Below are 26,972 nucleotides of genomic sequence, written 5' to 3'. Positions count from 1 at the left end.
GCCATGTCTGCATCAGAAAACGAACATCGCATCTCCGTTGATCAGTTGCGTGTGGGCGTTTACGTCTACCTGGATGTGGGTTGGATGGAGCATCCCTTCAACTTCAACAACTTCAAGATCAAGACCGAAGATCAGCTGCAGACCATTCGCAGCCTGGGCCTGGCCAGCGTGCGCTGGGCACCATCCCTGAGCGATGTGAAGCCTTTGCCCAAGAGTGAGCAGCCCCCGGCCGCCCCCACTGCGGAGGAGTTGGCCCGCCAGGCCGAGCTGGCCGCCTTGATGGCGGCCAAGCAGCAGCGCATTCGGCAGATGGCCGAACACCGCGAGAAGATCGAGCGGGTGGAGCGTGCCTTTGCCAATGCCGCCGGGGTCATCAAGGGCATCAACAAAACCATTTACTCCCAGCCCCAGCAGGCGCTCAGTGACACCACCGAGCTGATCGGCGGCATCGTTGACGAGATGCTGGCGGCGCCGGACCTGGCCATTCAGGTGATGGGCGACAAGCCCGGCAATGAGGATGTCTATCTGCACTCGCTCAATGTGGCCGTGCTGGCCATGGTGTTGGGCAAGGAGATGAGCATGCCGGCCGAGCTGGTCAAGATGGTGGGCATGGCCGCGGTGTTCCACGACATCGGGCTCAATGACATTCCCGAGAACATCATGCGCAAGGCCGGGCCCTTGAGCAAATTCGAGCGCGAGGCGCGCGAGCTGCACTGTCAGTACGGCCTGGACCTGGCGAAGAAGATCGGCCTGTCCAATGTGCTGTGCAACATCATCCATCAGCACCACGAGGCGTATGACGGCAGCGGCTACCCGAAGAAGCTGGTGGCTGAGGCGATCGATCCCTTGGCGCGCCTGGTGGCGGTGATCAACACCTACGACAACCTCTGCAACGCGCCCCATATCGCCCACTCGCTGACGCCGCATGAGGCCTTGTCCCAGATGTTTGCCCAGCAGCGCAGCCGTTTTGACCCGCGCTTTTTGCAGGCCTTCATCAAGTTCATGGGCGTGTACCCGCCGGGCACCATCGTGGGCCTGTCCAATGATGTGATCGGCCTGGTGATTCGCGTCAACGCCGCGCGGCCGCTCAAACCCACCGTCATCACCTACGACGCGGGCGTTCCGAAAAGCGAGGCCATGATGCTGGACCTCAACGAAGAGGGCGATGTCCACATCAGCAAGGCCTACCGCCCCAGCCAGCTGCCGGCAGCGGTGTACGAGTACCTGGCACCGCGCAAACGCGTCAATTACTACTTTGACGGGGGCAAGCCCACATGAGCTGGGACCCTGCCACCCTGGATCGCGTCATGTGCGACCAGAGCTCCGAGATGCTCTTGGTGGTGGACCCCAAGTCGCTCCAGATCATCGCGGCCAATCGGCAGGCTGAAGTCACCCTGGGCTACGAGGCCACCCCGCTGGTCGGCCGCGCCATCACCGAGGTGGAGAGCAGCCTGGCCGATATCTTCTACTGGGAAGATGTGCGCGTGGGCGGGGGCAGTGATATCGACAACGCCGAGTCCATGTACATCTGCGGCGATGGGGTGGCGCTGCCGGTGATCAAGTCGATCCGCCGCCTGCGTGGTGATGTTGAAGACGTCTTGGTGCTGCGCGTGCGGGACGGTGCCAGCCTGAAGCGCGGCGAGGCCCAGTTGGCGGCGCTGTCGGGTCAGTTGCAGGCCACCTTGGAGTCGATCTGGGAAGGCGTTTTGGTGCTCGATTCGGCCGGCCATATCGTCAATATGAACCGCCGCTTCAGCGCCATGTGGGAGATCCCCGAGGCGGTGCTGCTGCAAGACAGCGAAGCCATCATCGCCTTCCTGATGGAGCAGCTGAGTACGCCGTGGCAGCTGCAAGACGACTTCACGGCCTTCAGCCAACAGGTCGGCCTGGATTCGCAAGCGGGTTGTGAAATCACCAAGCTCAAGAACGGCCGCTTGTTCGAGCGTCGCGTCCGCCCGCAGATGGATCGTGGCGAGGTGATCGGCCTGGTCTACAGCTTCCATGACATCAGCGATTTTGTGCACGCCCGCCAGGAGGCCGAGGAAGCCTCGCGCTCCAAGAGCCGCTTTCTGGCCAATATGAGCCACGAGATCCGCACGCCCATGAATGCGATCCTGGGCCTGCTCAAGCTGCTTCAGCGCACCGAACTCAGCACGCGCCAGCGCGACTACGCCAGCAAGACCGAGGGCGCGGCTCGTTCGCTCTTGGGGCTGCTCAACGACATTCTCGATTTCTCCAAGGTCGAAGCCGGCAAGCTGACGCTGGATCCGCAGCCGCATGCCCTGACGCAGATCTTCCGCGACTTGTCGGTGATCCTGGCTGCCAATGTGGGCGCCAAGCCGGTGGATCTGTTGTTCGATCTGGACCCGCAGTTGCCGCCCTTGCTGCACGTGGATGGCTTGCGCCTGTTGCAGGTGCTGATCAATCTGGCCGGCAATGCGCTCAAGTTCACCTCAAGCGGTGAGGTGGTGGTCGGCGTTCAGCTCATGCAGCGCCTGGAGGATGCGGTGCGGCTGGAGTTCACGGTGACGGACACCGGCATCGGCATCGCGCCAGAGCACCACGCCAAGATTTTTTCGGGCTTCAGCCAGGCGGAAGCATCCACCACGCGCAAGTTCGGTGGCACGGGCCTGGGGCTTGCCATCAGCCTGCGCCTGCTGGAGCTGATGGGCGGCCAGATCACGCTGGAAAGCGCCCTGGGGCAAGGCAGTCGTTTCAGCTTTCAACTCGACTTGCCGGTGGTGCAGGGCGAGGCTGATGGCGCCCAAGCTCCGGCACCGGCGAGCCAGGGGCTGGTCTTGTTGATCGACGACAACGCCCGTGCCCGCGAGCTGCTGAGCCGCATGTTGATGGCCGAAGGCTGGCAGGTGGTGGCGACAGCCAGCGTGGCCGAGGCGCAGGCCTGGATGGCGGCGGCGCCCGAAGGTTTGGCGCTGAACCTGGTGCTGGCGGATGCACGGCTGCCGGGTGAGGACGTTTGGGCCTGCCTGGCGCAACTGCGTGCCCGGCCCGGCTGGGCCGAGCTGCCCCTGGTGATGAGTGGCACGCCGCTGCAGCTGGAGGCGCTGACACCGGGCGAGCAGGCGTTGCTGAAGGCCTTCCTGGTCAAACCCTTGATGGCGGTCGCCTTGCGTGAGGCGCTCTGTCCAGCCACGGCCTCGCCCTCAGACGGCCAGCACGACAGGGAGGGCGCCGCTGCAAACGCCGGTGCGGCGCCGCTGGCAGGCATCCGCCTGCTCGTGGTGGAGGACAACCTCAACAACCAGCAGGTCGCGCGTGAACTGCTCGAGGATGCCGGCGCCACGGTCCGCCTGGCCTCGAATGGGCAGGAGGCGGTGGACTTCATGCGGGCCGAGGCGGGGGCGGTGGACCTCTTGCTGATGGATGTGCAGATGCCTGTCATGGATGGCTACACGGCCACCCGCATCTTGCGCGAGGAGCTGGGCCTGCGTCTGCCCATCGTGGCCATGACGGCCAATGCCATGGCTTCGGACCGCGAAGAATGCCTGGCCGCGGGCATGGATGAGCATGTGGGCAAGCCCTTTGACCTGGACCGGCTGGTGCGTCTGATCCAGAAGATGGGCCGGCCCACCGGGCGCAGCTCGGACGGTTCGATTGAAAGCGCAGCAGAGGGCGTTGCAGAAACAGCAAAGTTTGCCTTTCCCACCTTGCTGGTACCCGGGCCTTTGCTGGAGCAAGCCCTGGCCGATGGCATTGAGATCCAGCTGGCCATGGACCGTTTCATGGGCAAATTGCCGAGGTATCAGAAGAGCGTGGCGAGCTTTTCCCGGTCCGCCGCCGAGTTGCCGGCGCAGATCGAGGCGGCGCTGCAAGCCCGCGATTGGCCCGCGGCCCAGTTGCAGGTTCACGCCAACAAAGGCATGGCGGCCATCTTGGGCGCTGAGCGCCTGGCTCAAATGCTGGCCGAGGGTGAAGCGCGGCTGGAACAGGGCGAGGCGCCAGACGCCACCTGGTTGGCCGCCTTGCCCGCGCAGCTGCAGGGCACGGTCGCCGCCTTGACGGCACTGGCCGATGCCTTGAAGGCCGTCGCGTCGGGTGGCGAGAAGTAGCGCAGCGGCTTCGGGGCAGACTGCGCCCATTGCACCTAGGCCTCGAATGCGGGGCGGTCGAGCTGGCATGCCCAAACTATTTGGCGCTGGATGAATCCAAACACCGCCACCCGCGCATCCAAGCCTGCGTCCCGATCAGTTTTCTCTTCTTGATCGCCCGAGCATTCCCCCAACCTCTGCAGGAGCAGCGCCAATGGACTTCCTCAATATGCGTCACGTCCTTCCCTTCCTGGTGCCCATCATGGCGCTGATGATTCCCATCGTGGCCATCATCATGGGCATCCAGGCCAAGATGCGGCGCGAGCAGCTGCTGCACGAGACCCTGCGCCAGCTGGCCGACAAGGGCCAGCCTCTGCCGCCGGAACTCTTGAATCAGCTCTCCGGGGATGGCCAGGCGAGTCTTGATGCCCAGCGGCGACGTACAAACGGCGGCCTGCAAGCGGGCGCGATCAATGTGGCCGCCGGTCTCGGCTTGGCGGTGATGTTCTACCTGATGAACCCAGGCAGTTGGCTCTGGGCCATCGGCTGCCTGCCGGGCTTCATCGGCATCGCTTTGCTGATCGTGTGGCGGGTGGAGACGCGCGGCCAGAAGGATGCTCAGGCAAAGGTTTGAGATCAGGCTCCGCGCATGGATGACGAGGCCTTCAGTCGCGAGGATGCACAAGACGCCCAGGACCGCCTCTGGGTGCGCCAGGTGCAGCTGCATGACGATCGTGCGGCCTTTGCCTGCCTGCTGCGGCGCCACCAGGGCATGGTGCGCGCCCTGCTGCGCCGCCTGACGCGGGGCGATGCGGCGCGTGCCGATGAGCTGGCGCAGGAGGCCTTTCTGCAGGCTTACCGCGCGCTGCCCGGTTTTCGCGGCGAGGCGCGCTTTCGCAGCTGGCTCTACCGCATCGCCTGCAACTGCTTTTTGCAACAGCAGCGCCTGGTCGCGAGCGAGCTGGCGCAACGCAGCGAGAGCCTGGCGGAGGACGATGGGGCTTGGGAGGGCGAGACTGCGGCTGATGCACAGGCCGAGCTGCCGCAGCAGGTGGCACTGCGCCTGGACCTGGGCCGGGCGCTGGCGCGGCTGAGCGCGCCGGAGCAGGAGGCCATCGTGCATTGCTATCTGGCCGAGCTCTCGCACAGCGAGGCGGCTGCCCTGCTGGGCTGGCCGCTGGGTACGCTCAAGACCCATGTGCTGCGTGGCAAGATCAAGCTCAAGGAATATCTGCAGGCCTGGGCGCCACACGCGACTGAAGAAGAGGTGTTGCCATGACCCCAACCCCGCCATCGATGCAAACCAGCGAGCGGCTGGACGCTGCCGACGAGGCCTGGCTGGACGGCCTGCTGCGCGAGGCCGCGGCCGATCTGGCCCAGGAGGCCGCGGCGCTGAGCGAAGACGCCGGTTTCAGCGCCGCGGTGCTGGCCGCCTTGCCGGCTGCCTTGCCGGCGCCGCGTGCTGCGGCGAGCGCGGTGCTCCAGCCTTCAGCCGCGGCCCGCCTGCTGGCCTGGCTGATGCCTCTGGCCCTGGGCCTGGCCGCGGCGGCCTTGCTCTGGCTGTTGCCCGAGGGCATGCACGCCTGGGCCTCGCCCGAGGCGCTGAGTCTGAAGGGCCTGGAGCGCTGGCTGCCGCCGCTGGCGCTGGCGGTCTGGCTGGCCTGGGGCTCGACCCAGCAGGCCCTGGGCCGCTGGGATGGCGGTGTCTGAGGCGCTGCCCCCACCCCGGCGGCCACGCCTGCTGCGACAATCGCGCTCATGCTGAAGTTCGAACTCCTCAAGACCGAAGGCCACGCCCGCCGTGGCCAGATGACGCTCAACCACGGGGTCGTGCAAACGCCGATCTTCATGCCGGTGGGCACCTATGGCACCGTCAAGGGCGTGATGCCGCGCTCGCTCGAGGAGATGGGCGCCCAGATCATCCTCGGCAACACCTTCCACCTGTGGATGCGGCCGGGTCTGGACATCATGAAACAGTTCGGCGGGCTGCATCAGTTCGAGAGCTGGAACAAACCCATCCTGACCGACAGCGGCGGCTTCCAGGTCTGGAGCCTGGGCGAGATGCGCAAGATCAGCGAAGAGGGCGTCAAGTTCGCCTCGCCGGTCAACGGCGACAAGCTCTTCCTGACGCCCGAGATCTCGATGCAGATCCAGACGGTGCTCAATTCCGACATCGTCATGCAGTTCGACGAGTGCACGCCCTACGAGACCAAGGGCCACATCACCACCGAGCTGGAAGCCCGCAAGAGCATGGAGATGAGCTTGCGCTGGGCCAAGCGCTGCCAGGACGAGTTCGCCCGCCTGGAGAACCCCAACGCGCTCTTCGGCATCGTCCAGGGCGGCATGTTCGAGAACCTGCGTGACCATTCCCTGGCCGGCCTGGCCGAGCTGGATCTGCCGGGCTATGCCATCGGCGGCCTGTCGGTGGGCGAGCCCAAGGCCGATATGCAGCGCGTGCTGGCCCATATCGGCCACCAGCTGCCCGCGCAAAAGCCGCGTTATCTGATGGGTGTGGGCACGCCGGAAGACCTGATCGAAGGCGTCAGCCGCGGCATCGACATGTTCGATTGCGTCATGCCCACCCGCAATGCGCGCAACGGCCATTTGTTCACCCGCTTCGGTGACCTGCGCCTGCGCAACGCCCGCTACAAGACCGACGAGCGGCCGGTGGACGAAACCTGCACCTGCTACACCTGCAAGACCTTCAGCCGCGCCTACCTGCACCACCTGGACCGCTGTGGCGAGATGCTGGGCCCCATGCTGACCAGCATTCACAACCTGCACTACTACCTGAACCTGATGCAGGAAGCGCGCGACGCGCTGGACCTGCCCGGCGAGGGCGGCTTCGCCGCTTTCCAGGCCAAGTTCGCGGCCGACCGCGCTCGAGGGGTTTAGCACGGTGTTCGTCGGCAAGGCGCTCAATGTCGAGCTGGGCTGGTCGCTGGACGACATCGCCCTGCTTGAAGAGGCCTTGTTTGCCGAAGACGCCGGCCTCGACCAGCCCATGCAGGCGCCCATGATCGATGGCTTCATCTGCGCCCTGGTCAGCGGCCCCGTGCCGATCACCCCCGAGCAGGCCATGGCCTGGGTCCTGGATGCCGAGCAGGGCGTGCAGCAGCCCAGCTTTGCCGATTCGGATCTGCGCGCCCGACTGCAGGCCCTGCTGCTCAAGCAATGGCAAGCCACGGCCGCGGCGCTGCGTGAGCCCGACCGCCCGGCCTACCAGCCGCTGTTCGGCTGCACCGAGGGCGAGGACGGCCGGCCTCTGGTGATCCTGGATGACTGGTGCCGCGGCTACCTCTGCGGCATTGCGCTCGCCGCGCCCGCCTGGCAGCCGCTGCTGCAGGCCCACCCGGACTGGTTCAGCACCTTGCTGCTCTACGGCAGCGAGGCCGGCTGGCGGCGTCTGGAGCAGCAGCCGCCCAGCGAGGCCGCGCACGATGCGGCGGCCGCCGGCCTGGCCCAGCAGGCGCGGCAGATCCAGCGCTACTGGCAGGCGCAGCGCGATGCGGCCGAGGCCGCAGCAATGGCCGGGATGGCAGACCGGGCCGCCAGTGGTGCGGCGCTCTGCCCTTGCGGCAGCGGCCGCCCCTACCCGCTCTGCCACGGCGCGAACTGAGCCGGCGCCTGGCTGCGGATCTGCTCTTCGTTTTTCAGAGCACCTGCGCCACCTGCTCGAAGCCCAGGCGCGGGCCGCGCGGGTAGTTGCCGGCCGGGTCGCCGTAGCCCAGGTTGATCAGGAACTGCGATTGAAAACGGCCGTCGGGGAAGAACTCGGCGTTGACCTTGGCGGTGTCAAAGCCGGCCATGGGGCCGCAGTCCAGGCCCAGCAGGCGCGCGGCGATGATGAAGTAGGCGCCTTGCAGGTGCGAGTCGCGGCTGGCGGTGCCGGCGGCCATGGCGGCATTGCCGGCAAACATGTCGCGCGCACCGGGCACGGCCGGGAACTGGGTCGGCAGGTGTTCGAAGAACTGGCTGTCAGCGGCCACGATCACCGTCACGGGCGCGGCCAGGGTCTTGGCCAGATTGCCGGCGGCCAGGGCCGGCGCCAGGCGCTGCTTGGCCTCGGGGCTGCGCACGAAGACATAGCGCACCGGCTGGCCATTCATGGCTGTGGGGCCCCACTGGGCCAGCTCGACCACCTGCTGCAGCAGGGCATCGCTAACCGGCTCCGGGCGGAAGGTGTTGAAGGTGCGGGCTTGGCGGAAGGCTTGGTCCAGGACCTGGCTGTCGATGTGGCTCATGCGCGGGCTCCAGTGCAGTGGTGGTATGCGCTGAACTGTAGGGCGCTTCGAGGCCGCCATCGGCGCGCTGGCTTGAAGTCAGGCTTCAATCCGATTGAACGCTGCAGCGTCGCCCTCACCGGCCTTGTCGGCCCAGGTCCGCAGCCTGTTCCAGCCATTGGGCCCGCTGCTCCGGTGTGCTCTTGATCACGGGCGCAAAGCTGCTGATGCGAATCGGCGCGATACCGCAAAAACCCAGCACGGCGTTTTTCATCATGCGGTGGGCCGGGGCCCCCTGGAACCATCGGAAGTACCAGGCGGGCGTGTCCATGCAGACCAGCAGGCGGGCGCTGCGGCCTTTCAACAGTTGTTCGGGCAGGCTCTGGCTGCCGTCGTAGCGGAAGGCGAAGCCGGGCAGCAGCAGTCGGTCCAGCAGGCCCTTGAACAAGGCCGGCACCGAGCCCCACCAGACCGGGTAGGCCAACACCAGGTGTTCGGCCTCCAGGATCTGCCGCTGCAGCTGCTGCAGATCGGGCTCCAGCCCTTGCGGGTTCGCGTAGCCGCCGCGCAGATCGGGCTCGAAGCGCAGCGCATGCAGATGCACCAGCTGAACGGCATGACCAGCCGTGCTGGCGGCCTCGGCATAGCGCTCGGCCAGGGCCTGGCTGAGGCTGGCGGGTTTGGGGTTGGCGTTGAGGACGAGGATGCGGCGGGGCGGGTGGATGGAGGACATCGGCGGATGGGTGTCGACAAGGGACTGCAGCTGGGCGCGAACGCGAGGCCGCCAGTGTCCTGTCTGCCCCTAGGGGCAGAGTCAAGCGCTGCCGGATCGCGCGTCCTGGGCTGAAGGTTGGGGCTGCTCCGTGCTCCCCTCCGTGCAAAGCGCCGTGGGCAGCCGTGGGTCACTCAAGGCGGCAATGCAGCGGTCCAGCGTGCCGGCCCGTGCTTGCAGCTCATGGATCTGCTGGTCCAGCTGCCGGCGTTTGTCGCGCAGCGCCGGCAGCGCAGTGTCGGGGTTCAGGGCCTGCGTCAGCGGCACTTCGGCCGCCAAGGCCTGGAGTTCATGCAGCTTGAAGCCCAAGGCCTGGGCTTCGCGGATCAGCCGCACCACGTTCAGATGCACGGCGCTGTAGACCCGGTACTTGCCCTCGCGTGCCGGTGCGGGCAGCAGGCCCATTGCTTCGTACAGGCGCAGCGCGCGCGGTGTGGCTCCGCTGAGCCGGGCCAGGGCACCGATGCGCAGAGCGGGCGTGTCGCCGGCGATGTTCACAGGGCGCCCGGGGCGCGCTGGAACAATCCCACGAAGCGCTGCAGATACTCCGGCACGCGGATGAAGACGTAGAGGCTGACGGCCAGATTGGCCAGGCCTACGGTCAGGAAGAGCTCGGGGATGCTGAAGCCGGCGGCGCTGAGCAGCAGGCCGGCGCCCAGGGAGCTGGCGATCATGAACAGGGCGTTGAGGATGTTGTTGGCAGCGATGATGCGGGCGCGGTAGGCCGGCTGCGAGCGCAGCTGGATCAGCGCGTACATGGGCACGCTGTAGAGGCCGGTGAACAAGGCCAGCAGGCCCAGATCGGCCATCACCCGCCAGTGCGCGGGCTGGGCGAAGAAGACCGACAGGCCCTCGAGTGCCGCCTTGGCCGGCAGGCCGCGCGAGGCGAAGTACAGGTCCACCGAAAACACCGTCATGCCGATGGCGCCGACCGGCACCAGGCCAATCTCGACCGCGCGGCGCGAGAGCAGCTCGCACAGCAAGGAGCCGATGCCGATGCCGACCGAGAACATCACAAGCAAGGCGGTGGCCACTTGCGCGTCGCCATGCAGCACCTCCTTGGCAAAGGCCGGGAAGTTGCTCAGATAGACGGCGCCGAAGAACCACATCCAGGAAATGCCTAGTAGGGAGCGGAACACCACCGGCTCTTCATGCGCGAGCTTGAGGTTGCGCCAGGTCTCGGTGAAGGGGTTCCAGTTGATGGTGAGGCCGGGGTCGGTGGGCGGCGAGGCGGGGATGTAGTGCGCCAGCCAGCGGCCGAGCACGGCGGTCAGCAGGCAGGCGATGGCCACGTACTGCGCGCCCACGCCGGGCAGGGCGATCAAGAGGCCGCCCAGCACCTGGCCCAGCAGGATGGCGACAAAGGTGCCCATCTCGACCATGCCGTTGCCGCCCAGCAGCTCGCGCTCGCTGAGCTGCTGCGGCAGGTAGGCGTATTTGACCGGGCCGAACAGGGTGGAGTGCAAGCCCATCAAGAGCACGCAGGCCAGCAGCACCGGCACATGGCTGGCCAGATAGCCCCAGGCGGCCAGGGCCATGATGGCGATCTCCACCGATTTGACCCAGCGCATCAGCCGCGCCTTGTCCAGCTTGTCGGCCAGCTGCCCGCTGGTGGCTGAGAACAGCACATAGGGCAGGATGAACAGGGCATTGACCACCAGCCCGGCCTGCGAGGCCGGCAGCCAGGCCAGCTGCAGCTGGTAGGTGATCAGGATGATCAGCGGGAACTTGAAGAGGTTGTCATTGCCGGCATTGAGGAACTGCACCCAGAAATAGGGCGCGAAGCGGCGTTGGCGCAGCAGCGCGAACTGGCTGCTGTGCGTCGAATCGGCTTGAGACATGGGGGGCGGTTCCGGCGTGTGGGGTCAGGTCTTGCGGTGAGCGAGGGGCGCAGCGCTGATGCTCACCAGAACTGCCATTGCCCCGAATGGACCACCCAGATGCCCAGCAAGCCATTCGTCACGGCATGGGCGATCACGGCGCACCAGAGCCGGCCGGTGCGCACATACAGCCAGGCATAGGCCAGGCCGGCGACAATGGCGGCCAGCCACAAGGTGTGGGCCAGCATGAAGACAAAGGTGGACAGGGCAATGGCTTTGAGGCCGACGCGCTGCGGGTCCACGGTTTCGAACTGCGGGCTTTCGATCCAGCGCATCAAAAAGCCGCGCCAGAACAGCTCTTCCATCACCGGCACCAGCAGGGCCGCGCCGATCCAGCGCAGCACAATCAGCGGCCAGTCGAGCTGGCCCTGGTCGTTCACCGGCACAAAGCTGGCGGTGGCTTCGCCCAGCTGCATCCAGGGCGCGTCGAGATGGATCCAGAGGCCAAACACCGCCACGCCGATGCCCACGCTCCAGAGCGTCTGGCGGGCGTTGGGGCGGTTCTGGCGGGCCAGCTCGCCGTAGTCCTTCCAGAACCAGAACAGGGCGCCGCCGACGATGGCCACGCTCAGGCCGTAGACCCAGCGCGGGTCCAGCGCTCCGCCCGCTGGCAGCGCGCCCCGCAAGGCCAGCAAGCCCATGAAGAGGACAAAAGGAATGCTGCGCGCCAGGGCGGCGGAACTCAGGCCGAAGGGTGGGGCGGTCTTCATGGTCGGTGGGCGGTGCGGGCGGATGAAACGCAATCGATCAAAGACGCGCAGCGTACCGCGAAACCATGACAGGCCTTCCCGGGGTCAGCCCGGTGGGGCGGCACTCAAAAAGGCCCGCAAGGCGGCGATGGCATGGCGCACCTTGGCTGGCTGGGCATCGCGCTGCGGCGTCAGCGCATGGATGGGCAGGGGCGGCAGCTGCAGGCCCGGCAGCAGGGGCAGCAGATGGCCGGCCTGGACCGATTCGCTGACATCGTCGCCGCCCAGCATGGCCAGGCCCAGGCCGGCTTCGCAGAGCTGCTGCAGGCTGAGCTGGTTGTTGCTGCTGGCGCGCGGCCGCACGCTCAGCTGCAGGGCTTCGTCGCCGCGCCGCAGGCTCAGGGCGAAGGGCTGGTCGGTGCCGCTGCGCAGGGCCAGCCAGTCGTGGCCCGTGTCGGCCAGGTCCGACAGCTGGGCCGGCACGCCGCGCTGCGCCAAGTAGGCCGGTGCGGCGTAGAGGGCGATGCTTTTTTCGCCGATGCGCTGCGCCACCCAGCTGCTGTCGGGCAGACGGCCGAAGCGGATGGCCAGATCGATGCGCCGGTCGACCAGGTCGGTGAAGCCGTCCTCCACCTCCAGATGCAGGCTCAGGCCCGGATGGGCCTGCAGCAGCGGCGCCAGGGCCGGGCCCAGCTGGCGGGCAAAGCCCACGGGGGCGGCGATGCGCAGCTCGCCTTCGGGTGCGTCGCGCAGCTGGATCAGCTGCTGCTGCGCGCCGCGGGCCGCGCTGAGCATGGCGGCGCAGCCGGCGTGAAAGCGCTCGCCGGCCGGGGTCAGGCTGAGTTTGCGGGTGCTGCGGTGCAAGAGCGTGATGCCCATGTCGCGCTCCAGCGCCCGCACCTGTTGGCTGACGGCCGAGGTGGTGGTTTGCAGCTGGCGCGCGGCGGCGACAAAGCTGCCTTGCTCCACCACCGTGGCCAGCACGGCCATGCGCTTGAGTTGGTCCAGCATGAAGTTTTTCTAAAGAGTGCAAGGCGATTCTGAGGACTTATGGTTGGATTGTGAAGTCCATAAAGTTGAGCCCATCACAACACGCCGGCCGCTGTGGCGGGCATCTGGACGGAAGGACTGAAGATGAAGATCGCATTGATTGGCGCCACCGGTTTCGTGGGCTCGGCGCTGCTGAAAGAACTGCTGGCGCGCGGCCACAGCGTGCGAGCGCTGCTGCGCGACCCGGCCAAGCTGGCCGCGCAGCCGGGCTTGGAGGTGCATCAGGCCGATGCCACCGAGGCCGAGGCCGTGGCTGCGGCGGTGCAGGGCTTGGACGCGGTGCTGAGTGCCTACAACCCCGGCTGGGGCCACCCGGCGCTGTTCGAGGAGTTCCTGCGCGGCTCGGCCGCCATCACGGCCGGCGTCAAGCTGGCCGGCGTGGCGCGGCTGCTGGTGGTGGGCGGCGCGGGCAGCCTCTACGTGGCGCCCGGCGTGCAGCTGGTGGACACGCCGCAGTTCCCGGCCGAGTGGAAGGCCGGCGCCCTGGCGGCCCGCGAGGCGCTGAACCGCCTGCGCGGCGAGCAGGAACTGGACTGGGCGTTTGTCTCGCCGCCGATGCAGCTGGAGCCGGGCGAGCGCAGCGGCCAGTACCGCCTGGGCGGCGACGAACTGCTCAGCGATGCGCAGGGCCAGTCACGCATCAGCGTGGCCGACTTGGCCGTGGCCTTGGTGGATGAGCTGGAGGCGCCGCGGCATCACCGTCAGCGCTTCACCGTGGCCTACTGAATCGCAAAAAGGTTCAGGACGTGCGCTGCTCCAGCAGGAAGTTGGCGCCGTCGTACTGGCCCAGCTTGTCGACGAGATAAGGCATGGAGGCCTGCAGATCGTCGTGCAGGGTGAAGGGCGGGTTGACCACAAACATGCCGCTGCCCAGCATGCCGAAGCCGCGCACGTCTTCCTGCTGCTCAACAGTCAGGCGCACATGGAGCCAGCCCTTTTTGGCGCCGGCATCGGCGGCGGCCTTGAGCCGCTGCACCAGTTGCGCCGCTTCCAGCAGCTGCAGCTGCGGGTACCAGATCAGGAACACGCCCTCGGCAAAGCGCTCCAGGCCTTCGCGCAGGGCGGTGACGACCTTGCCGTAATCGGTCTTGAGCTCGTAGGACGGGTCCATCAGCACCACGGCGCGGCGCGAGGGCGGCGGCAGCTCGGCGCGCATGGCGCTGAAGCCGTCTTTGTCGCTGACCTGGGTGTTGGGCCGGGTGGAGAGGTAGGTGTCGAGGATGCGGTAGTCGGTCGGGTGCAGCTCGTAGACGCGCAGGCGGTCGGTGTCGCGCATCAGCAGGTTGGCGATGGCCGGCGAGCCTGGGTATTGGCGCAGCTGGCCGTCTGGGTTGAACAGGCGCACCGGCTCCATATAGCGGGCCAGGGGTTCGGGCAGGTCTTTGGCATCCCAGAGCTTGGAGACGCCGTGGACGTATTCGCCCTTCTTCTGCGCGTACTTGCCTTCGATCGAGTAACCGCCGGCACCCGCATGGGTGTCGACGAGGGTGTAGGGCTTCTCTTTTTCCGCCATATAGCGGAGCACCTGGGTCAGAACCAGGTGCTTGAGAACATCGGCATGGTTGCCGGCATGGAAGGCGTGACGGTAGGCGAGCATGGGCGAACTGTAGCGTGCGCGGCCCGCGCGAGGGGTTTTCGCCCGCCCCAGCGGGGCCGGGAAAGCGTGCTCAATCGAGCGGAAAGGCGCCCGGGCTCAGGCTCCGGCCGGCGGCGTCGGCCAGGGCCACGCTGTGGTGCGGGGCCTGGAACTGGCGCTCGGGGCGCAGGATCAGACGCGGGCCGCTGGGTGCCTGGGCCAGGCCGGCCTCCACGGCCCGGCCCTGCCAGCGCGAGCCGGGGCTCAGGCTGTAGTCGCCCTCAGACGCGTTGACGAAATCGTCCCAAGCGGCGTGTCCATTGCCCGAGGCTTCCCAGTCGCGCGCCGGCACCATGCGGCTGGGGCCGGCGAAAAGGTTGTTGAGCAGGCGCACGCGCACCGGCGCCGGGCCGCTCTGCGTTTTCAGCTGCAGATAGCTGCCACCCGAGGTTCGCCGGTCGATCAACGTGTTGTGTACCAGGATCAGCTCGTTCTCGGGCCAGACCTGGCCCTCGGCGCCGTAGGTCAGCAGGGCCGGGTTGTCGGTCTGCGCGCCTTGCACGATGAGATTGCCCATCACCCAGGCGCGGCCGCCGTTGGGGAACTCCAGCTCGTAGCTGGCGCGGCCGTTGGGCTCGTCGCTGAGGCGGCTGTAGAGCAGCTGGGTGAATGCGGCGCGGCTTTTCAGCAGGTGGCCGAAGTGGCCGTGGTGGAGATGGCAGCCGATCACGCGCAGCTCGGCGATGCGGCCGACGTAGAGGTTGTGGTTGTGGCGCTGGCCCGGCAGGATGGGGCCGAATTCGCAGTCTTCGAGGCTCAGGCGCGCGTCGGCCTCGTTGTTGGTGAGCAGGCCTGTCTGGTTGTCGTGGAAGCGGCAGTCGCGAAGCTGCAAGGAGCCGCGGTCCATGCGGATGCCGGCGCCATTGCCATCGGGCACGCGGGCGCCGCTGAAGTCAAAGCCTTCGATGCGCTGATCCTGGCCGGCCGTGACGAAGATGCCTTTGCCCATGATGTGGGCGCCCTCGGCCTTGAGCTGCACCCGGCCGCCCACGGCGCGCAGCAGCAGACCGTTCTGCGGCCAGTAGGCCACGTCGGCCCGGTACTCGCCGGCGTCCACCTCGATCAGGCAGTGGTCGCCCGCGGCTTGTGCGGCGGCGGCGAGGCTGCGCAGCGCGCGGCGCGGGCCGACTTGCAGCACTTGCCGCGCCTGCGCCCAGGCCGCCACACTGCTGCCGGCCAGGGCGGCGGCCAGCCAGCGGCGCCGCGTGAGCTGGGTTTGGGCACAAGCAAGGGGATAGGCAAGGGGATACGCAGGCATGGCGGCAGAGTCTATCCAGCTCCGGCATCCCGGCGCCGAGGGAGCCTTGCCACAGCGCGCAAGAACTTGCAGCCCAAAGGCCGTGCTGCGGGGGCGTTAATCTGCGCGTCTTTCTTGCTCGTTTGCTGCAGCTCATGCCCAGTCTTTTCGACCCCATCCAGATCGGCGATCTTTCGCTGGCCAACCGTATCGTCATGGCGCCGCTGACGCGCAGCCGCTCACCCGGCTTGGTGCCCGGGGAGCTGGTGGTCGAGTACTACCGCCAGCGCGCCACGGCCGGGTTGATCATCAGCGAGGGCACGCAGATCTGCGCTGAAGGCCAGGGTTATATCGACACGCCCGGCATCCACACGCCCGAGCAAGTGGCGGGCTGGAAGCGCGTGACCGACGCGGTGCATGCCGCTGGCGGCAAGATCGCCGCCCAGCTCTGGCATGTGGGGCGCATCTCCCACACCAGCTTCCAGCCCGAAGGCCGGGCGCCGGTGTCCTCGACCGCGCGCCAGGCTGCGGGCCAGAGCTTCACGAAAGAGGGGTTTGTGCCCAACTCTGCGCCGCGTGCGCTGCGCACCGAGGAGATCGCCGGCGTGGTGGCCCAGTTCGCGCATGCGGCCCGCTGCGCCATGGAGGCGGGCTTCGATGCGGTGGAGGTGCACGGCGCCAACGGCTATCTGCTTGACCAGTTCATGCGCGACAGCATCAACGACCGCACAGACGACTACGGCGGTTCCATCGCCAACCGTGCACGCTTCACCATCGAGGTGATGACGGCGGTCAGCCAGGCCATCGGCAGCGGCCGCGCCGGCCTGCGCCTGAGCCCGGTCACACCGAGCAATGACGCCGGCCCCGACAGCCAGGCCCAGGCGTTGTTCAACCATGTGGCCGAGCAGCTGGCCCCGCTCAAGCTGGCTTTTTTGCATGTGGTGGAAGGCCAGACCGGTGGCGCGCGCGACTACGCGCCGTTTGACTACGCCGCCATGCGCGAACGCTTTGCCGGCCCCTGGATGGTCAACAACGGCTACACCCGTGAGATGGCGCTGCAAGCCGTGGCCGACAAGCGCGCCGACTTGGTCGCCTTCGGCCGCCCCTTCATCGCCAACCCGGACCTGGTGCGCCGCCTGCGCCTCAACGCCGAGCTGCAAACCCCGGACCGCGCGACGATGTACGGCGGCGGGGCGCAGGGGTATACGGACTATCCGGCGTTGGGGGGCTGAGGCTCAGCTGGTGCTACGGCCGGGACCGATGGTCTTGGCGAGGAACTTCTCCAGGTCGCCAAACAGCCGCAGGCGATAGGGATAGTGGCTCAGCTGGTGGTCGCCGTTCTCCAGGGTCACAAACTCGTGGGGCTTGCCGGCGGCCTTGAGGGCTTCGGCCATCCAGACGCTGTGGCGGAACATGGCTTGGCGATCGTGGGTGCCATGGATCAAGTAGATCGGCACCTGGATCTTGTCGGCATGGAAACGTGGTGAGGTGGCGCGCAGACGTTCGGCGTCGTCTCTGTAATGCCCCAGCTGTCGCCGCATGGTTTCCTTGCTGGAGTCCTGACCTTCTTCTTCGGTCAATTCCAGCAGATCGGTGACTGGAGCAAATGCGAACGCGCCTTTGAACAGTTTGGGTGTCTTGATCGCACCCATCAAGGCCGCGTAACCGCCGTAGCTTGCGCCGACGATGGCCACTCGGTCGGGGTCGGCGATGCCTCTTTTGACGAATTCGGCGACGGCATCCGTCAAGTCATCCTGCATCTCCAGTCCCCAGCGCCGCAGGCCGGCTTCCATAAAGGCGCGCCCTTGGCCGGTCGAGCCCCGGAAGTTCACCTGTAAGACGGCATAGCCACGGTCGGCCATGAAGGAGACCCATTCGTCGAACTCCGGGCCGTCATCAGAGATCGGTCCGCCATGTGGAAACAGAACCAAAGGCAGGGGTTTGCCCTTTTGGGCGCCGAGGGGGGGGGTCAAATAGCCCTTGATGAGCAGTCCGTCTCGCGCCTTGTAACTGATGGGCTGTTTGACAGCCAGCTTGCTTGGATTCAGCTCTGGGTACATCTGCGCGAGCTGCTTGATGCTGGGGTTGTCACCTTCCTCACCGAGATACCAGGTGGCCGGTAGTCCTGTTTTGCTGGAGCGAAGCACGTAGCGCAAGCCATTGCCGCTGACGCTGCCGATCTGGTTGAACCGATTCGGCAAGGCTTCATCCAGCGCCTTCTGCCATTCCTTGTACTTGGCGTCCCAGAAGTAGATGCTGGAGTCTCCTTCTCGCGTCGTGTTGATGCCGACGGCTTCGCCTCTGGCGTCATAAATCAGGCTTCCGTCCAGGTCATAGCCTTCGTCGCCGAGTTTCAGGGTCAAGGGGTACTTGGGATCGCGCAGGTCCAATGTATGGACGGCCGACAGGCCTTTGTGCGTGGCCAGCACATAGAGTTGCTCGGGATCCAGGCCAAAGCCAAGGACCGACAAATCATGGTTGGCCCCCGGCGCGTACTGTCGGAGCACACGCCAGTTGCTTCCATCCGTGTTGCAGACCCAGATCGAATACTCGCCCAGTTCATCCATGCACATGGCCACACGCGCCCGGTGTTGTCGATCCGTGATCCAGCCCACCGCCTCTGGGCGTCCGCCCGAATAGAACACGCGTTCGCCGGTGTCCACGTTGATCTTGAAGATGACCCGGGTATAGCTGCGCTCGCTGTTGGGAAGGTGCATCAGGATGTGCTTACCGTCCTCAGGCAGCCAGTCGATGACGCGGTCTTGGTTGGCGGCCCAACGCAAGGCGTTGCTGCCAATCTTGGCCTTGACGAGGTTGATCAGGTTGCTGCCATCCGCGTTGACAGCCATCAGACGTGTCTCCATCGTCGGGATGCTTTGCACCACGTTGATCATGCGTTGTGACGGGAACCGCAAGCTCAACACCAGGCGATCGTTGTTGACCCAGCGAATCCACTTGAAGTTGAACTCCAAGTTTTCAGTGGACAGCACGGACTGGACGGGCCCGCCCGTAAATGCGCGCGTGATCAAGGTGCTGGTACTGCCGTTGTTGATGATGGCGGCCAGGCGTTCACCATTGGGCGAAAGCGCGATCCGCTCCATCAATGGGCGCCGGGCAAAGGCCTCGATGGGGTGCTGTTTAGGGACTGCTTCGGTATCAGCCCAAGCCGTCAGTGCAGGTTGAGCAATACAACTGCCCGCCATGCCTTTCAAGATCCAGCGACGATTCTTGTTATCCATATTCCCTGCTCCCCCCTGGGCCTGTCGCCCGTCCTTGTGGAAATGGGGCGCATTTTTGGGGGTAGTGGGCCTTGGGGCGATGGGTATTTGCCCGGCCCTCCAAGGAGGGAGTGTTATGGCTCGTCTTTTCTCAGCGCTTGTTTTTCGCTCGGAACAGCTCCGTCACCCCGACCTCACGTGGCCCCGCAATCAACTCAAACGTCTCACCCGCACATAACTCGCCAGCTACCTTGACCGCCAGGTAGAAGCCGCACCAGCCGCTTTCACTCATCAGCTTGGCGGCCTTGTTGAAGCCCATCAAAGGATTGAACTTGAAGCAAGGGAAACGCGGCTCGGTGACGATCAGTTCGACCTGCTCGAAGCGCAACACATCGCCGATCCAGACCTGGCTTTCCAACAGGCCGGACAGGGTCAGGTTTTCGCCCAGGCTGCCCGGCGGCAGCGGCGCACCCCATTCAGCCACGCCAGCCTGCGCGCGAACGGTTTGCCAGAAGGTGTAATGCTCTTGCGGGTAGGCGTAGACGGCCTTGCTCAGCCCACCGTGGACGCTGAGGTCTGCTTGCTCATCGCCGGCCAGCCCCAGGGCCGTGAGGGCAACCGGCCCGTCGACCGAGCGCTTCTGGATGCCGCTCAGGGTTTCTCGGCCGTCGAGGGTGCGCAAGGCTTGCGCCTTGGCGATGTTGATGCGGGTCAGGGTGCTCATGCCCCGGAGTGTGACAAATCTGGCGCCAGACCCGGCGGCATCCGTTGGATTTCGCCCCAGGCATGAATCTATTCAGGAAATGCATGACCTCGGGTTCTCCGAGAGTTACGGTGTCGTTACATTGGGGTGACAATTGCCAACCCGCCGAAAACGGCGGAGTTTTGGACGCCAAACCGCCGCTTTCCCACGAGGACCGGCGTTGCCTGAGAGAGCCAATGCCGGACACGCCGGTGCTGGTCATCAGCGGCATTGGGTCAGGCCCGGCTTGCATCCGCTCCTGAAAATGTGAGTGCATGCTTACGAGCTTGACCCAATTCTGCTTTTATATTGATTGGGAACGCTATGAACCAACCCGTGATGGAAGGGCTGCGCCTGAACGTGCCGGCTTTTGTGAAACACCAGCGCTTGATCGCCTGGGTGGCCGAGGTCGCTGCACTGACCCACGCCAAGGATGTGTACTGGTGCGACGGCTCTGAAGAGGAGTACGACCGCCTCTGCGCCCAGTTGGTCGCCGCCGGTACCTTCAAGAAACTCAATCCGGCCCTGCGCCCGAACAGCTACCTCGCCTGCAGCGACCCCAGCGATGTGGCGCGCGTGGAAGACCGCACCTACATCTGCTCGGCCAAGAAGGAAGACGCCGGCCCGACCAACAACTGGATGGACCCGGCCGAGATGCGCAGCCTGCTGCAGACCGGCGACAAGGCTCTGTTCAAGGGCGCCATGGCCGGCCGCACGCTCTACGTCGTGCCCTTCAGCATGGGCCCGATCGGTTCGCCCATTGCCCACATCGGCATTGAGCTGTCCGACAGCCCCTACGTCGCCGTGAACATGCGCACCATGACCCGCATGGGCCGTGCCGTGCTGGACGTGCTGGGCCAGGACGGCACTTTCGTGCCCTGCGTGCACACCGTTGGCGCGTCGCTGCAGCCGGGCCAAGCCGATGTGAAGTGGCCGTGCAACCAGACCAAGTACATCGTCCATTTCCCGGAAACCCGTGAAATCTGGTCCTACGGCTCGGGCTATGGCGGCAATGCCTTGCTGGGCAAGAAGTGCTTTGCCCTGCGCATCGCTTCGACCATGGGCCGCGATCAAGGCTGGCTGGCCGAGCACATGCTGATCCTGGGCGTGACCTCGCCGGAAGGCAAGAAGTACCACTTCGCCGCCGCCTTCCCCAGCGCCTGTGGCAAGACCAACTTCTCCATGCTGATTCCGCCGGCTGCGTTTGAAGGCTGGAAGGTCACCACCATCGGTGATGACATCGCCTGGATCAAGCCCGGTGCCGACGGTCGCCTGTACGCCATCAATCCTGAAGCCGGTTACTTCGGTGTCGCCCCGGGCACCAACACGCTGACCAACTTCAACTGCATGGCCAGCCTGAACAAGAACGTGATCTTCACCAACGTCGGCCTGACCGACGAGGGCGATGTCTGGTGGGAAGGCATGACCGACACCCCGCCGGCCCACCTGATCGATTGGCAAGGCAAGGACTGGACCCCGGCCATCGCCAAGGAAACCGGTGCCAAGGCCGCGCATCCCAACGCCCGTTTCACCGTGTCGGCCATCAACAACCCGGCGCTCGATGCCGATTGGGACAACCCCGCCGGCGTGCCCATCGATGCCTTCATCTTCGGCGGCCGCCGCTCGACCACCGTGCCTCTGGTGACCGAAGCCCGCGATTGGGTGGAGGGCGTCTACATGGCCGCCACCATGGGCTCGGAAACCACCGCCGCCGCTGCCGGCCAGCAAGGCGTGGTGCGCCGCGACCCCTTCGCCATGCTGCCCTTCATGGGCTACAACATGAGCGACTATTTCCAGCATTGGCTGGACATGGGCAAGAAGTTGCAAGCCTCAGGTGCTAAGTTGCCGGCCATCTACTGCGTGAATTGGTTCCGCAAGGGCGCCGACGGCAAGTTCGTCTGGCCCGGCTATGGCGAAAACATGCGCGTGCTGAAGTGGATGCTGGACCGCGTCGAGGGCAAGGGCCAAGGCGAGGAACATGCGTTCGGCGTCACCCCGCGCTACCAGGACATCAACTGGCAAGGGCTGGACTTCAGCCAGGAGCAGTTCAACATCACCACCCACATCGACAAGGCCGCCTGGGCGGTCGAGATGGGCCTGCATGAAGAGCTGTTCGCCCAGCTGGCGTATCACCTGCCGGCCGAACTGCCCGCCACCAAGGCCAAGATCGAAGCGCGCTTGGCCGCCGAGTGATGCCTCTCGGAGCCTGGCCTTTGTCGCAAGCGCAGCAAAGGCCGGTTCGGAAAGCAAAAAGCCCGCAGAAGCGGGCTTTTTTACGGCTGTAGGCAGCGCGAGGCTGCCCACTCAAGCTCAGCGGCGGCAGTTGGCTGCGCGCAGTTCGGCGGCGAAGGTGGGCATGCTGTCCTGGTAGAAGTCGGCCAGGGCCAGCAGCTCGCGCTGGGCACGGGCTTCGGCGGCAGCGGCCATGCGGGCCTTGACGGATTCGATCAGACGCAGCCAGACGCGGGCGCCGATGGCGGTGAAGGTGCCGCCATGACGCACGTTTTGACGCAGGTTCTGACGTGCGGGGAGGCCGAAAGTTTGGGTCGCGATGCTCATGGCAATTCCTGTTGGGTGGTTTTTTGAACCGATGCGTGATTTTCGGGTAAACCCTAGTGCGATTGCCAATGAATTGTTGGAATTGAAGATATAAACAAGTCATATATCTTGGAGCCCCGGGCGCCGCCATGAACTTCCGCCATCTCGATCTGAATCTGCTCCGGGTCTTCGATGCCGTGATGGCCGAACAAAGCCTGACCCGGGCGGCGCAGCGCCTGTCCATGACCCAGCCGGCGGTCAGCCATGCGCTCAAGCGCCTGCGCGAGGCCATGGGTGAAGACCTGTTCGTTCGCCAGGCCTTCGGCATGAAGCCGACCTCGCGGGCCGAAGGCCTGTGGCCCGAAGTGCGCCTTATCCTGCAGCGCTTGCAGGCCTTGCTGGCGCCCGGCGAATTCGAGCCCGAGCGGGAGGACTACACCTTTCGCATCGCCATGGCCGATGCTACGGCGGCCTTGCTCCTGCCGCCCCTGGTGGCGCAACTGGAACAGGCGCGCGCCCTGGCCAATGTCCATGTGCTGCCGCTGACGACCCGCGATCCGCGCGCGCTGCTCGATCAAGGCGAGGCCGATGTGGCGGTGGGCTACTTCCCGGGTGCGCTGGCGGCGCTTCGTGCCCAGGGCAGCCAGTCGGTGATCCGCCAGCACCGGCTGTACGACAGCGAGTACGTCTGCGTGATGCGGCGCGGCCATCCGCTGGCGGAACAGGTGTTGGATCTGGATGCCTACTGTGCGGCCCACCACCTGCTGGTCAGCTTCTCCGGCCGGCCGCATGGCTTTGTGGACGAGGCCTTGAGCGCGATGAACCGAAGCCGGCGCATCGTGCTGACGGTCAACCAGTTCTTCACTGCCGGCCGGGTGGTCGCGCAGTCGGACTTGCTGACCGTGCTGCCAGCCAGCTTTGTCGAGGCCACCGGCTACCGCAGCCAGCTGATCGAGCGCCCCTTGCCCGTGCCTTTGTCGCGGGTGCATGTGGACATGCTCTGGCATCTGCGCAGCGAAGGGCGCAGCGCCGAGAACTGGCTGCGCGAGCGCTTGATCGAGGCGGCGCGGCGCGCGCAGGCGGTGGGCGTGCTTGCGCCCGAGGCCACTGCGGCGACAATCAGGCCATGAGCATCGATCTGACCGACACCGAGTTCGCCGAACTCGACGAACTTCTCGCCACCACACCCGCCCCGCTGCAGGCTCTCGACGCCTCCATGCTGGACGGCTATCTCTGCGGCGTGCTGGTGCAGCCCCGCATGATTGACATCGAGGAGTGGCTGCCCAATATCTTTGATTACGACGGTGGCGTGCTGCCCGAGGAGGTCGATGCCAGCTGGCTGGCCCGCATCCGCGAGCTGGTGGAGCGCCGCTATACCGCGCTGAACAAGAGCATGGTGGAAGACGGCTGGTTCGACCCGGTCGTGCTGGACCTGGAAGAACCGGCTGAAGGCGAAGGCGTTGAGGCCGCGGCGGAAGCCGCGCCTGAGGGCGAAAGCGCCGAGGACGCGCAGGCCCGCGTCACCTATGCCGGCATGAGCCTGATCTCTCGCACCCTGATGCCCTGGGTCGCTGGCTTCCAGCATGCCACCCTGTGTTTCCCCGATCTGGCCGACATGCCTGACGATGCCGTGATGACGGCCCTGGCCCGCCTGTACCGCCACCTGCCGGCCGAAACGCCGGAAGAGAAGGAAGTGGTCGCCACCCTGGACCGCGAGCACCCGCTCAAGGACCTGGACGAGGCGATTGAAGAGCTGGTGGTCACCGTGGCCGATTTGCGCGACCTGACCGAAGAGCAGCGCTACCGCGTCGAAACCCTGCGCCGCGAAGGCCCCAAACTCGGCCGCAACGACCCCTGCCACTGCGGTTCCGGTCGCAAGTACAAGCAGTGCCACGGCGCCAACTGAGCGTGGCGTCGTATTGCTGAAAAGGCGCAGCCGCCATGCGCCTGCAACTGCTGTCCGATCTCCATCTGGAGACGGAGGCCTTCGATCCTGAGCCCGCTCCCGGCGCTGATCTGCTGATCCTGGCAGGGGATGTGGACAGCCGCTGGGACGGCCTGCGTCGCTTCCGCGATTGGCCGGTGCCGGTGATTTTTGTGCCCGGCAATCATGAGTACGACGGCCGCGATGTCGATCAAGCCCGCTTGGGCTTGCAGGCCCTGTCGGCCGAGCTGGGTTTCACCCTGCTCGACGACAGCGCCTGCATTCGCCCTGACGCTGCCGGTCGCCGCGTGCGCTTTCTTGGCAGCACGCGCTGGAGTGATTTCGACACCTTCGGCCCGGCGCAGCGCGAGCGCGCCATGCGGGCTGCCAGTTATTTTCAGCGGGTCATGGGCGCCAGCCGCAACGGTGCCAGTTTCGATGCGGTCGCCGTTCGCGAGCAGGGTTTGCGCTGCCGCGAATGGCTGGCCCAGCAGCTCAGCCTGGGTGAAGCTGACACCAGTGAGGCGGCGGCCTGGGATGCCACGGTTGTGGTCACCCATTTCGCCCCCAGCTTGCGCAGCGCCGATCCGCGATACGGCAAGCAGCCGGGCACAGCCAGCTTCTGCAACGACGATGAAGCCTTGTTGCCAGGTGCGCGCTTGTGGCTGCACGGGCATTTGCACTGCCAGAACGACTACCTTTTTGAGCATGCGAACGGCGCCACACGCGTCATTTGCAACGCCCGCGGCCATGCCCGCAAGGGCGAGCCGGCTCGGTTCGACCCCCAGCTGCTTATCGAGGTGTTCTCGGCCTGAGCTTGACGTGGCTCAGCATCTTTCTCACGGTCTGTGTCAGACTGCGAGCACGCGATGCAATCCCGCGCCTATGAACCCGGAAGGAGCCCTGATGAAAATCCTCGTTGCCGTTGACGGAAGCAGTTACACCAAGCGCATGCTGGCCTATCTGGCCGCGCATGATGAGTGGTTGGGTGGCGCCCATCAGTACACCGTGCTGCATGCCGTGCCGGCCGTGCCGCCGCGCGCAGCTGCGGTGCTCGACAAGGAGTTGTTGAAGGGCTACTACGCCGATGAAGGTGAAAAAGTGCTCAAGACCTTGCGCACCTTTTTTGCCAAGCAGAAGCTACCGGCTGAGTTCCTCAACAAGGTGGGCCCTGCGGCCGACGTGATCGCCAGCACAGCCGAGAAGGGCAATTTTGATCTGCTGATCCTGGGTTCACATGGCCACAGTGCGATCGGCAATCTGGTGCTGGGGTCTGTGGCCACCAAGGTGATGGCGCACTGCTCGACGCCGGTGCTGTTGGTGCGCTGAAGCCAGCGCAACGCTCAGTTGCGCTTGGAGGACAGCCAGGCCAGGGGGGATTCGAGTGCGGCGCGGGAGCGCTGCGACTCCAGCTCGATCTCGCTGACGCTGGCGCGGTAAGCGTCGCCGTCCTCCAGGCTGGCCTCCATGCCAAAGGCGGTACCCAGGTCGGCGGGGTCCTGCTCCTGCGGGAGCGTCGAATGGCGACGGAAGAAGCGCAAAGCTGGGGTGAATCGCATATCGAACCTCGCACATCCAGGGGAAGCAGTCATGCTGCAGGGGCGATTCCAGTGTGCTTGATCCGCGACGGTGACGAATCCCCGAACTGGGTGCTCTTCGCGGTCTAGTTGGGAAAACCACACGCTCCCGCGGAGGTGAAATTTCCCTTCGCATACTTCATATCGAGGGATAAAGGGTGAAAACCCGATCATCCCCCCTTAGATGGGTGTTCGCGCGGCGGGTTTATGGCTATTCTGCCGGTCCTGCTGTGATGCCAACTGCGTCACACGCCACTGCCACAAGAACAGCTATGAACGCACTTTTGATGAAGTATTTGGCCCTGGGCATGGTTGCGCTGGTCATGGTGTGCGCCCTTGGCCTTGCGCATTCCATCCAGGATCGCAAGAAGCCGGGCCAGCAGCGCATGGCCTTGCTGGAATCCAAGTCCATGGTGGCCTCGGTGGCCCTGGCCGCATCGGCCGCCGGCCGCGACTGACTTTTCTGACCTATTTCAAGGCCGCGCGCGCACCTCGCGCCAGGGCCTGACCGATCTGGTCCAGCAGCGCCACCCGCGCGGGGGCCGGTGCCAGATCTGAAACCAGCTTCCACTGGTGCCAATACAGCGTGACATCCACGCTCAACTCCGGCCGCAGCGCCACCAGGGCGCCACTTTGCAAGAGCGGCCGCACCTGTAACTCCGGCGCCACGCCCACCCCCCAGCCCATGCAGACCGCCCGCACATAGGCCTCGCTGGATGGCACATAGCGTTCCTGCAGCCGCGGTGACTGCACCTGGAAGGCCTTGGCCACCCACTGCACCTGGCTGTCGTCCTTGCGGTTGAAAACCAGGAAGGGCGTGCTGGCGAAATTGGCTTCGTTCAGGCCCTCGGGCAACTGCCGCTGCAGAAACTCAGGGCTGGCCACCGCCACATAGCGCATCACGCCCAGCGGTTGCACCAGACAGCCGCGCAGTGCCTGGCTGACCGTGCTGACGCAGCCCAGCACCTCGCCCTGGCGCAGCCAGTCATGGGTGAAATCCTGATCGTCCACCACCAGCTCGAGGCCGTAGCCTTCGCGCAGGCCGACCTGCACCACCGGGTCCAGCGCCGGCAGCACCCAGGTGGCCAGGCTGTCGGCATTGATGGCGATGGCGATGCGCTCGTTTGGCGCCACCTGGGCGCCCAGCTCACGCGCCACGTCGGTGCGCAGCGCTTGCAGCTGGCGTGCAAAGCGAAGCAAAACCTTGCCCGGCTCGGTCAGGCGCAGCGGCCGCGAGCGCACCACCAGCAGCTGGCCGACCTGCGCCTCAAGACTGCGCAAGCGCTGCGAGATGGCGCTTTGGGTGATGGACAGGCGCTGAGCGGCACGCTCGAAGCTGCGTTCATCGGCCAGGGCGGCCAGGCAGTCCAGTCCGGCGGAATCCAGGTCTTTCATAAGTACGGCTAATGTACGCCGACAAATATGAATTGCGCTTCT

Annotated in this window: 27 protein-coding genes and 1 pseudogene; 15 read left to right on the top strand and 13 right to left on the bottom strand. The window is 65.8% G+C overall.

Annotated features, from left to right (window positions below; genetic code table 11):
- Positions 1–3 precede the first annotated feature (3 nt).
- From OOB33_RS02595 to OOB33_RS02565, 7 genes are all read left to right on the top strand, one after another.
- Complete coding sequence (locus OOB33_RS02595) at positions 4–1,278, top strand: HD-GYP domain-containing protein (RefSeq protein ID WP_271007530.1); 1,275 nt, start codon at positions 4–6, stop codon at positions 1,276–1,278.
- Positions 1,275–4,070, top strand: a complete 2,796-nt coding sequence (locus tag OOB33_RS02590) for a response regulator (RefSeq protein ID WP_271007529.1) — start codon at positions 1,275–1,277, stop codon at positions 4,068–4,070. The genes OOB33_RS02595 and OOB33_RS02590 overlap by 4 nt, the downstream gene beginning before the upstream one ends.
- A 208-nt stretch (positions 4,071–4,278) precedes the next feature.
- Positions 4,279–4,683, top strand: a complete 405-nt coding sequence (locus OOB33_RS02585) for a DUF6249 domain-containing protein (protein ID WP_271007528.1) — start codon at positions 4,279–4,281, stop codon at positions 4,681–4,683.
- A 15-nt stretch (positions 4,684–4,698) separates the two neighbouring features.
- The gene (locus tag OOB33_RS02580; RefSeq protein WP_271007527.1) at positions 4,699–5,328 is read left to right on the top strand and encodes an RNA polymerase sigma factor; all 630 of its coding nucleotides are present in this window, start codon (positions 4,699–4,701) and stop codon (positions 5,326–5,328) included.
- Complete coding sequence (locus tag OOB33_RS02575; protein ID WP_271007526.1) at positions 5,325–5,759, top strand: hypothetical protein; 435 nt, start codon at positions 5,325–5,327, stop codon at positions 5,757–5,759. The genes OOB33_RS02580 and OOB33_RS02575 overlap by 4 nt, the downstream gene beginning before the upstream one ends.
- A gap of 48 nt (positions 5,760–5,807) precedes the next feature.
- Entirely contained in the window at positions 5,808–6,944 is a 1,137-nt protein-coding gene (gene tgt, locus OOB33_RS02570; RefSeq protein ID WP_102769021.1) for a tRNA guanosine(34) transglycosylase Tgt, read from the top strand.
- Positions 6,945–6,948: 4 nt separating this feature from the next.
- Positions 6,949–7,668: a UPF0149 family protein gene (locus tag OOB33_RS02565; protein ID WP_271007525.1), complete on the top strand. Its 720-nt coding sequence runs from the start codon at positions 6,949–6,951 to the stop codon at positions 7,666–7,668.
- 34 nt (positions 7,669–7,702) lie between these two features.
- Here the strand turns inward: OOB33_RS02565 and OOB33_RS02560 are convergent, their stop codons facing one another.
- The 6 genes and pseudogenes from OOB33_RS02560 to OOB33_RS02535 all read right to left on the bottom strand — a co-directional run bounded on the left by OOB33_RS02560 (position 7,703) and on the right by OOB33_RS02535 (position 12,624).
- On the bottom strand, positions 7,703–8,293 hold the full coding sequence (locus tag OOB33_RS02560) for a malonic semialdehyde reductase (RefSeq protein ID WP_271007524.1): 591 nt from the start codon (positions 8,291–8,293) through the stop codon (positions 7,703–7,705).
- Positions 8,294–8,408: 115 nt separating this feature from the next.
- Positions 8,409–9,005 (bottom strand): NAD(P)H-dependent oxidoreductase, encoded by a 597-nt coding sequence (locus tag OOB33_RS02555; protein ID WP_271007523.1) that lies wholly within the window; start codon positions 9,003–9,005, stop codon positions 8,409–8,411.
- Positions 9,006–9,086: 81 nt separating this feature from the next.
- Positions 9,087–9,542 carry a MerR family transcriptional regulator gene (locus OOB33_RS02550; RefSeq protein ID WP_271007522.1) on the bottom strand — a complete coding sequence of 152 codons (456 nt, stop codon included), beginning with the start codon at positions 9,540–9,542 and terminating at the stop codon, positions 9,087–9,089.
- 29 nt (positions 9,543–9,571) lie between these two features.
- Positions 9,572–10,885: pseudogene (locus tag OOB33_RS02545) on the bottom strand (MFS transporter); the annotation flags it as partial.
- A 62-nt stretch (positions 10,886–10,947) separates the two neighbouring features.
- Positions 10,948–11,634 carry a CAAX prenyl protease-related protein gene (locus OOB33_RS02540; protein ID WP_102769026.1) on the bottom strand — a complete coding sequence of 229 codons (687 nt, stop codon included), beginning with the start codon at positions 11,632–11,634 and terminating at the stop codon, positions 10,948–10,950.
- Between the two features lie 84 nt (positions 11,635–11,718).
- Positions 11,719–12,624 carry a LysR family transcriptional regulator gene (locus OOB33_RS02535; protein ID WP_333780310.1) on the bottom strand — a complete coding sequence of 302 codons (906 nt, stop codon included), beginning with the start codon at positions 12,622–12,624 and terminating at the stop codon, positions 11,719–11,721.
- Positions 12,625–12,747: 123 nt separating this feature from the next.
- On the opposite strand from OOB33_RS02535, the gene OOB33_RS02530 reads away from it, so the two are divergent.
- Entirely contained in the window at positions 12,748–13,389 is a 642-nt protein-coding gene (locus OOB33_RS02530; protein ID WP_271007521.1) for an NAD(P)-dependent oxidoreductase, read from the top strand.
- A 13-nt stretch (positions 13,390–13,402) separates the two neighbouring features.
- Here the strand turns inward: OOB33_RS02530 and OOB33_RS02525 are convergent, their stop codons facing one another.
- Both OOB33_RS02525 and OOB33_RS02520 read right to left on the bottom strand, forming a co-directional pair.
- A complete protein-coding gene (locus OOB33_RS02525) occupies positions 13,403–14,260 on the bottom strand; it encodes a 23S rRNA (adenine(2030)-N(6))-methyltransferase RlmJ (RefSeq protein ID WP_271007520.1) in 858 nt (285 codons plus the stop codon).
- Between the two features lie 70 nt (positions 14,261–14,330).
- Complete coding sequence (locus OOB33_RS02520; protein WP_271007519.1) at positions 14,331–15,557, bottom strand: hypothetical protein; 1,227 nt, start codon at positions 15,555–15,557, stop codon at positions 14,331–14,333.
- A gap of 134 nt (positions 15,558–15,691) precedes the next feature.
- Here OOB33_RS02520 and OOB33_RS02515 point away from each other — a divergent pair, with 134 nt between their 5' ends.
- The gene (locus OOB33_RS02515; protein ID WP_271007518.1) at positions 15,692–16,768 is read left to right on the top strand and encodes an alkene reductase; all 1,077 of its coding nucleotides are present in this window, start codon (positions 15,692–15,694) and stop codon (positions 16,766–16,768) included.
- A gap of 3 nt (positions 16,769–16,771) precedes the next feature.
- On the opposite strand, the gene OOB33_RS02510 is transcribed toward OOB33_RS02515, so the two are convergent.
- A complete protein-coding gene (locus OOB33_RS02510; RefSeq protein WP_271007517.1) occupies positions 16,772–18,775 on the bottom strand; it encodes a S9 family peptidase in 2,004 nt (667 codons plus the stop codon).
- A gap of 130 nt (positions 18,776–18,905) precedes the next feature.
- Complete coding sequence (locus OOB33_RS02505) at positions 18,906–19,478, bottom strand: MOSC domain-containing protein (protein ID WP_271007516.1); 573 nt, start codon at positions 19,476–19,478, stop codon at positions 18,906–18,908.
- Between the two features lie 342 nt (positions 19,479–19,820).
- Here OOB33_RS02505 and OOB33_RS02500 point away from each other — a divergent pair, with 342 nt between their 5' ends.
- Positions 19,821–21,689 (top strand): phosphoenolpyruvate carboxykinase (GTP), encoded by a 1,869-nt coding sequence (locus tag OOB33_RS02500; protein WP_271007515.1) that lies wholly within the window; start codon positions 19,821–19,823, stop codon positions 21,687–21,689.
- Between the two features lie 117 nt (positions 21,690–21,806).
- On the opposite strand, the gene OOB33_RS02495 is transcribed toward OOB33_RS02500, so the two are convergent.
- Positions 21,807–22,055 (bottom strand): hypothetical protein, encoded by a 249-nt coding sequence (locus tag OOB33_RS02495; RefSeq protein WP_102769034.1) that lies wholly within the window; start codon positions 22,053–22,055, stop codon positions 21,807–21,809.
- 128 nt (positions 22,056–22,183) lie between these two features.
- Here OOB33_RS02495 and OOB33_RS02490 point away from each other — a divergent pair, with 128 nt between their 5' ends.
- The 4 genes from OOB33_RS02490 to OOB33_RS02475 all read left to right on the top strand — a co-directional run bounded on the left by OOB33_RS02490 (position 22,184) and on the right by OOB33_RS02475 (position 25,287).
- A complete protein-coding gene (locus tag OOB33_RS02490; RefSeq protein WP_271007514.1) occupies positions 22,184–23,164 on the top strand; it encodes a LysR family transcriptional regulator in 981 nt (326 codons plus the stop codon).
- On the top strand, positions 23,161–23,940 hold the full coding sequence (locus OOB33_RS02485; protein ID WP_102769036.1) for a YecA/YgfB family protein: 780 nt from the start codon (positions 23,161–23,163) through the stop codon (positions 23,938–23,940). The genes OOB33_RS02490 and OOB33_RS02485 overlap by 4 nt, the downstream gene beginning before the upstream one ends.
- A 35-nt stretch (positions 23,941–23,975) precedes the next feature.
- The gene (locus OOB33_RS02480; RefSeq protein WP_271007513.1) at positions 23,976–24,773 is read left to right on the top strand and encodes a metallophosphoesterase; all 798 of its coding nucleotides are present in this window, start codon (positions 23,976–23,978) and stop codon (positions 24,771–24,773) included.
- A 91-nt stretch (positions 24,774–24,864) separates the two neighbouring features.
- Positions 24,865–25,287: a universal stress protein gene (locus OOB33_RS02475; RefSeq protein ID WP_271007512.1), complete on the top strand. Its 423-nt coding sequence runs from the start codon at positions 24,865–24,867 to the stop codon at positions 25,285–25,287.
- A gap of 14 nt (positions 25,288–25,301) precedes the next feature.
- On the opposite strand, the gene OOB33_RS02470 is transcribed toward OOB33_RS02475, so the two are convergent.
- A complete protein-coding gene (locus OOB33_RS02470) occupies positions 25,302–25,517 on the bottom strand; it encodes a hypothetical protein (protein WP_171826653.1) in 216 nt (71 codons plus the stop codon).
- 290 nt (positions 25,518–25,807) lie between these two features.
- Between OOB33_RS02470 and OOB33_RS02465 the strand changes: the two genes are divergently transcribed.
- Entirely contained in the window at positions 25,808–25,993 is a 186-nt protein-coding gene (locus OOB33_RS02465) for a hypothetical protein (protein ID WP_133155270.1), read from the top strand.
- Between the two features lie 10 nt (positions 25,994–26,003).
- On the opposite strand, the gene OOB33_RS02460 is transcribed toward OOB33_RS02465, so the two are convergent.
- Positions 26,004–26,930, bottom strand: a complete 927-nt coding sequence (locus OOB33_RS02460) for a LysR family transcriptional regulator ArgP (RefSeq protein ID WP_271007511.1) — start codon at positions 26,928–26,930, stop codon at positions 26,004–26,006.
- Between the last annotated feature and the right edge of the window lie 42 nt (positions 26,931–26,972).

This window comes from Paucibacter sp. B51, from assembly GCF_027863535.1.
Taxonomy (GTDB): Bacteria; Pseudomonadota; Gammaproteobacteria; order Burkholderiales; family Burkholderiaceae_C; genus Paucibacter_A; species Paucibacter_A aquatilis.
This window is presented reverse-complemented; position numbering and strand designations above follow the sequence as displayed.

Coding starts and splice junctions, on each gene's coding strand:
- OOB33_RS02510 (WP_271007517.1), bottom strand. CDS start 18,775: ATGGATAACAAGAATCGTCGCTGGATCTTGAAAGGCATGGCGGGCAGT.
- OOB33_RS02535 (WP_333780310.1), bottom strand. CDS start 12,624: ATGCTGGACCAACTCAAGCGCATGGCCGTGCTGGCCACGGTGGTGGAG.
- OOB33_RS02485 (WP_102769036.1), top strand. CDS start 23,161: ATGAGCATCGATCTGACCGACACCGAGTTCGCCGAACTCGACGAACTT.
- OOB33_RS02465 (WP_133155270.1), top strand. CDS start 25,808: ATGAACGCACTTTTGATGAAGTATTTGGCCCTGGGCATGGTTGCGCTG.
- OOB33_RS02500 (WP_271007515.1), top strand. CDS start 19,821: ATGAACCAACCCGTGATGGAAGGGCTGCGCCTGAACGTGCCGGCTTTT.
- OOB33_RS02595 (WP_271007530.1), top strand. CDS start 4: ATGTCTGCATCAGAAAACGAACATCGCATCTCCGTTGATCAGTTGCGT.
- tgt (WP_102769021.1), top strand. CDS start 5,808: ATGCTGAAGTTCGAACTCCTCAAGACCGAAGGCCACGCCCGCCGTGGC.
- OOB33_RS02520 (WP_271007519.1), bottom strand. CDS start 15,557: ATGCCTGCGTATCCCCTTGCCTATCCCCTTGCTTGTGCCCAAACCCAG.
- OOB33_RS02560 (WP_271007524.1), bottom strand. CDS start 8,293: ATGAGCCACATCGACAGCCAGGTCCTGGACCAAGCCTTCCGCCAAGCC.
- OOB33_RS02515 (WP_271007518.1), top strand. CDS start 15,692: ATGCCCAGTCTTTTCGACCCCATCCAGATCGGCGATCTTTCGCTGGCC.
- OOB33_RS02530 (WP_271007521.1), top strand. CDS start 12,748: ATGAAGATCGCATTGATTGGCGCCACCGGTTTCGTGGGCTCGGCGCTG.
- OOB33_RS02580 (WP_271007527.1), top strand. CDS start 4,699: ATGGATGACGAGGCCTTCAGTCGCGAGGATGCACAAGACGCCCAGGAC.
- OOB33_RS02475 (WP_271007512.1), top strand. CDS start 24,865: ATGAAAATCCTCGTTGCCGTTGACGGAAGCAGTTACACCAAGCGCATG.
- OOB33_RS02460 (WP_271007511.1), bottom strand. CDS start 26,930: ATGAAAGACCTGGATTCCGCCGGACTGGACTGCCTGGCCGCCCTGGCC.
- OOB33_RS02495 (WP_102769034.1), bottom strand. CDS start 22,055: ATGAGCATCGCGACCCAAACTTTCGGCCTCCCCGCACGTCAGAACCTG.
- OOB33_RS02480 (WP_271007513.1), top strand. CDS start 23,976: ATGCGCCTGCAACTGCTGTCCGATCTCCATCTGGAGACGGAGGCCTTC.
- OOB33_RS02575 (WP_271007526.1), top strand. CDS start 5,325: ATGACCCCAACCCCGCCATCGATGCAAACCAGCGAGCGGCTGGACGCT.
- OOB33_RS02525 (WP_271007520.1), bottom strand. CDS start 14,260: ATGCTCGCCTACCGTCACGCCTTCCATGCCGGCAACCATGCCGATGTT.
- OOB33_RS02585 (WP_271007528.1), top strand. CDS start 4,279: ATGCGTCACGTCCTTCCCTTCCTGGTGCCCATCATGGCGCTGATGATT.
- OOB33_RS02505 (WP_271007516.1), bottom strand. CDS start 19,478: ATGAGCACCCTGACCCGCATCAACATCGCCAAGGCGCAAGCCTTGCGC.
- OOB33_RS02555 (WP_271007523.1), bottom strand. CDS start 9,005: ATGTCCTCCATCCACCCGCCCCGCCGCATCCTCGTCCTCAACGCCAAC.
- OOB33_RS02590 (WP_271007529.1), top strand. CDS start 1,275: ATGAGCTGGGACCCTGCCACCCTGGATCGCGTCATGTGCGACCAGAGC.
- OOB33_RS02470 (WP_171826653.1), bottom strand. CDS start 25,517: ATGCGATTCACCCCAGCTTTGCGCTTCTTCCGTCGCCATTCGACGCTC.
- OOB33_RS02540 (WP_102769026.1), bottom strand. CDS start 11,634: ATGAAGACCGCCCCACCCTTCGGCCTGAGTTCCGCCGCCCTGGCGCGC.
- OOB33_RS02490 (WP_271007514.1), top strand. CDS start 22,184: ATGAACTTCCGCCATCTCGATCTGAATCTGCTCCGGGTCTTCGATGCC.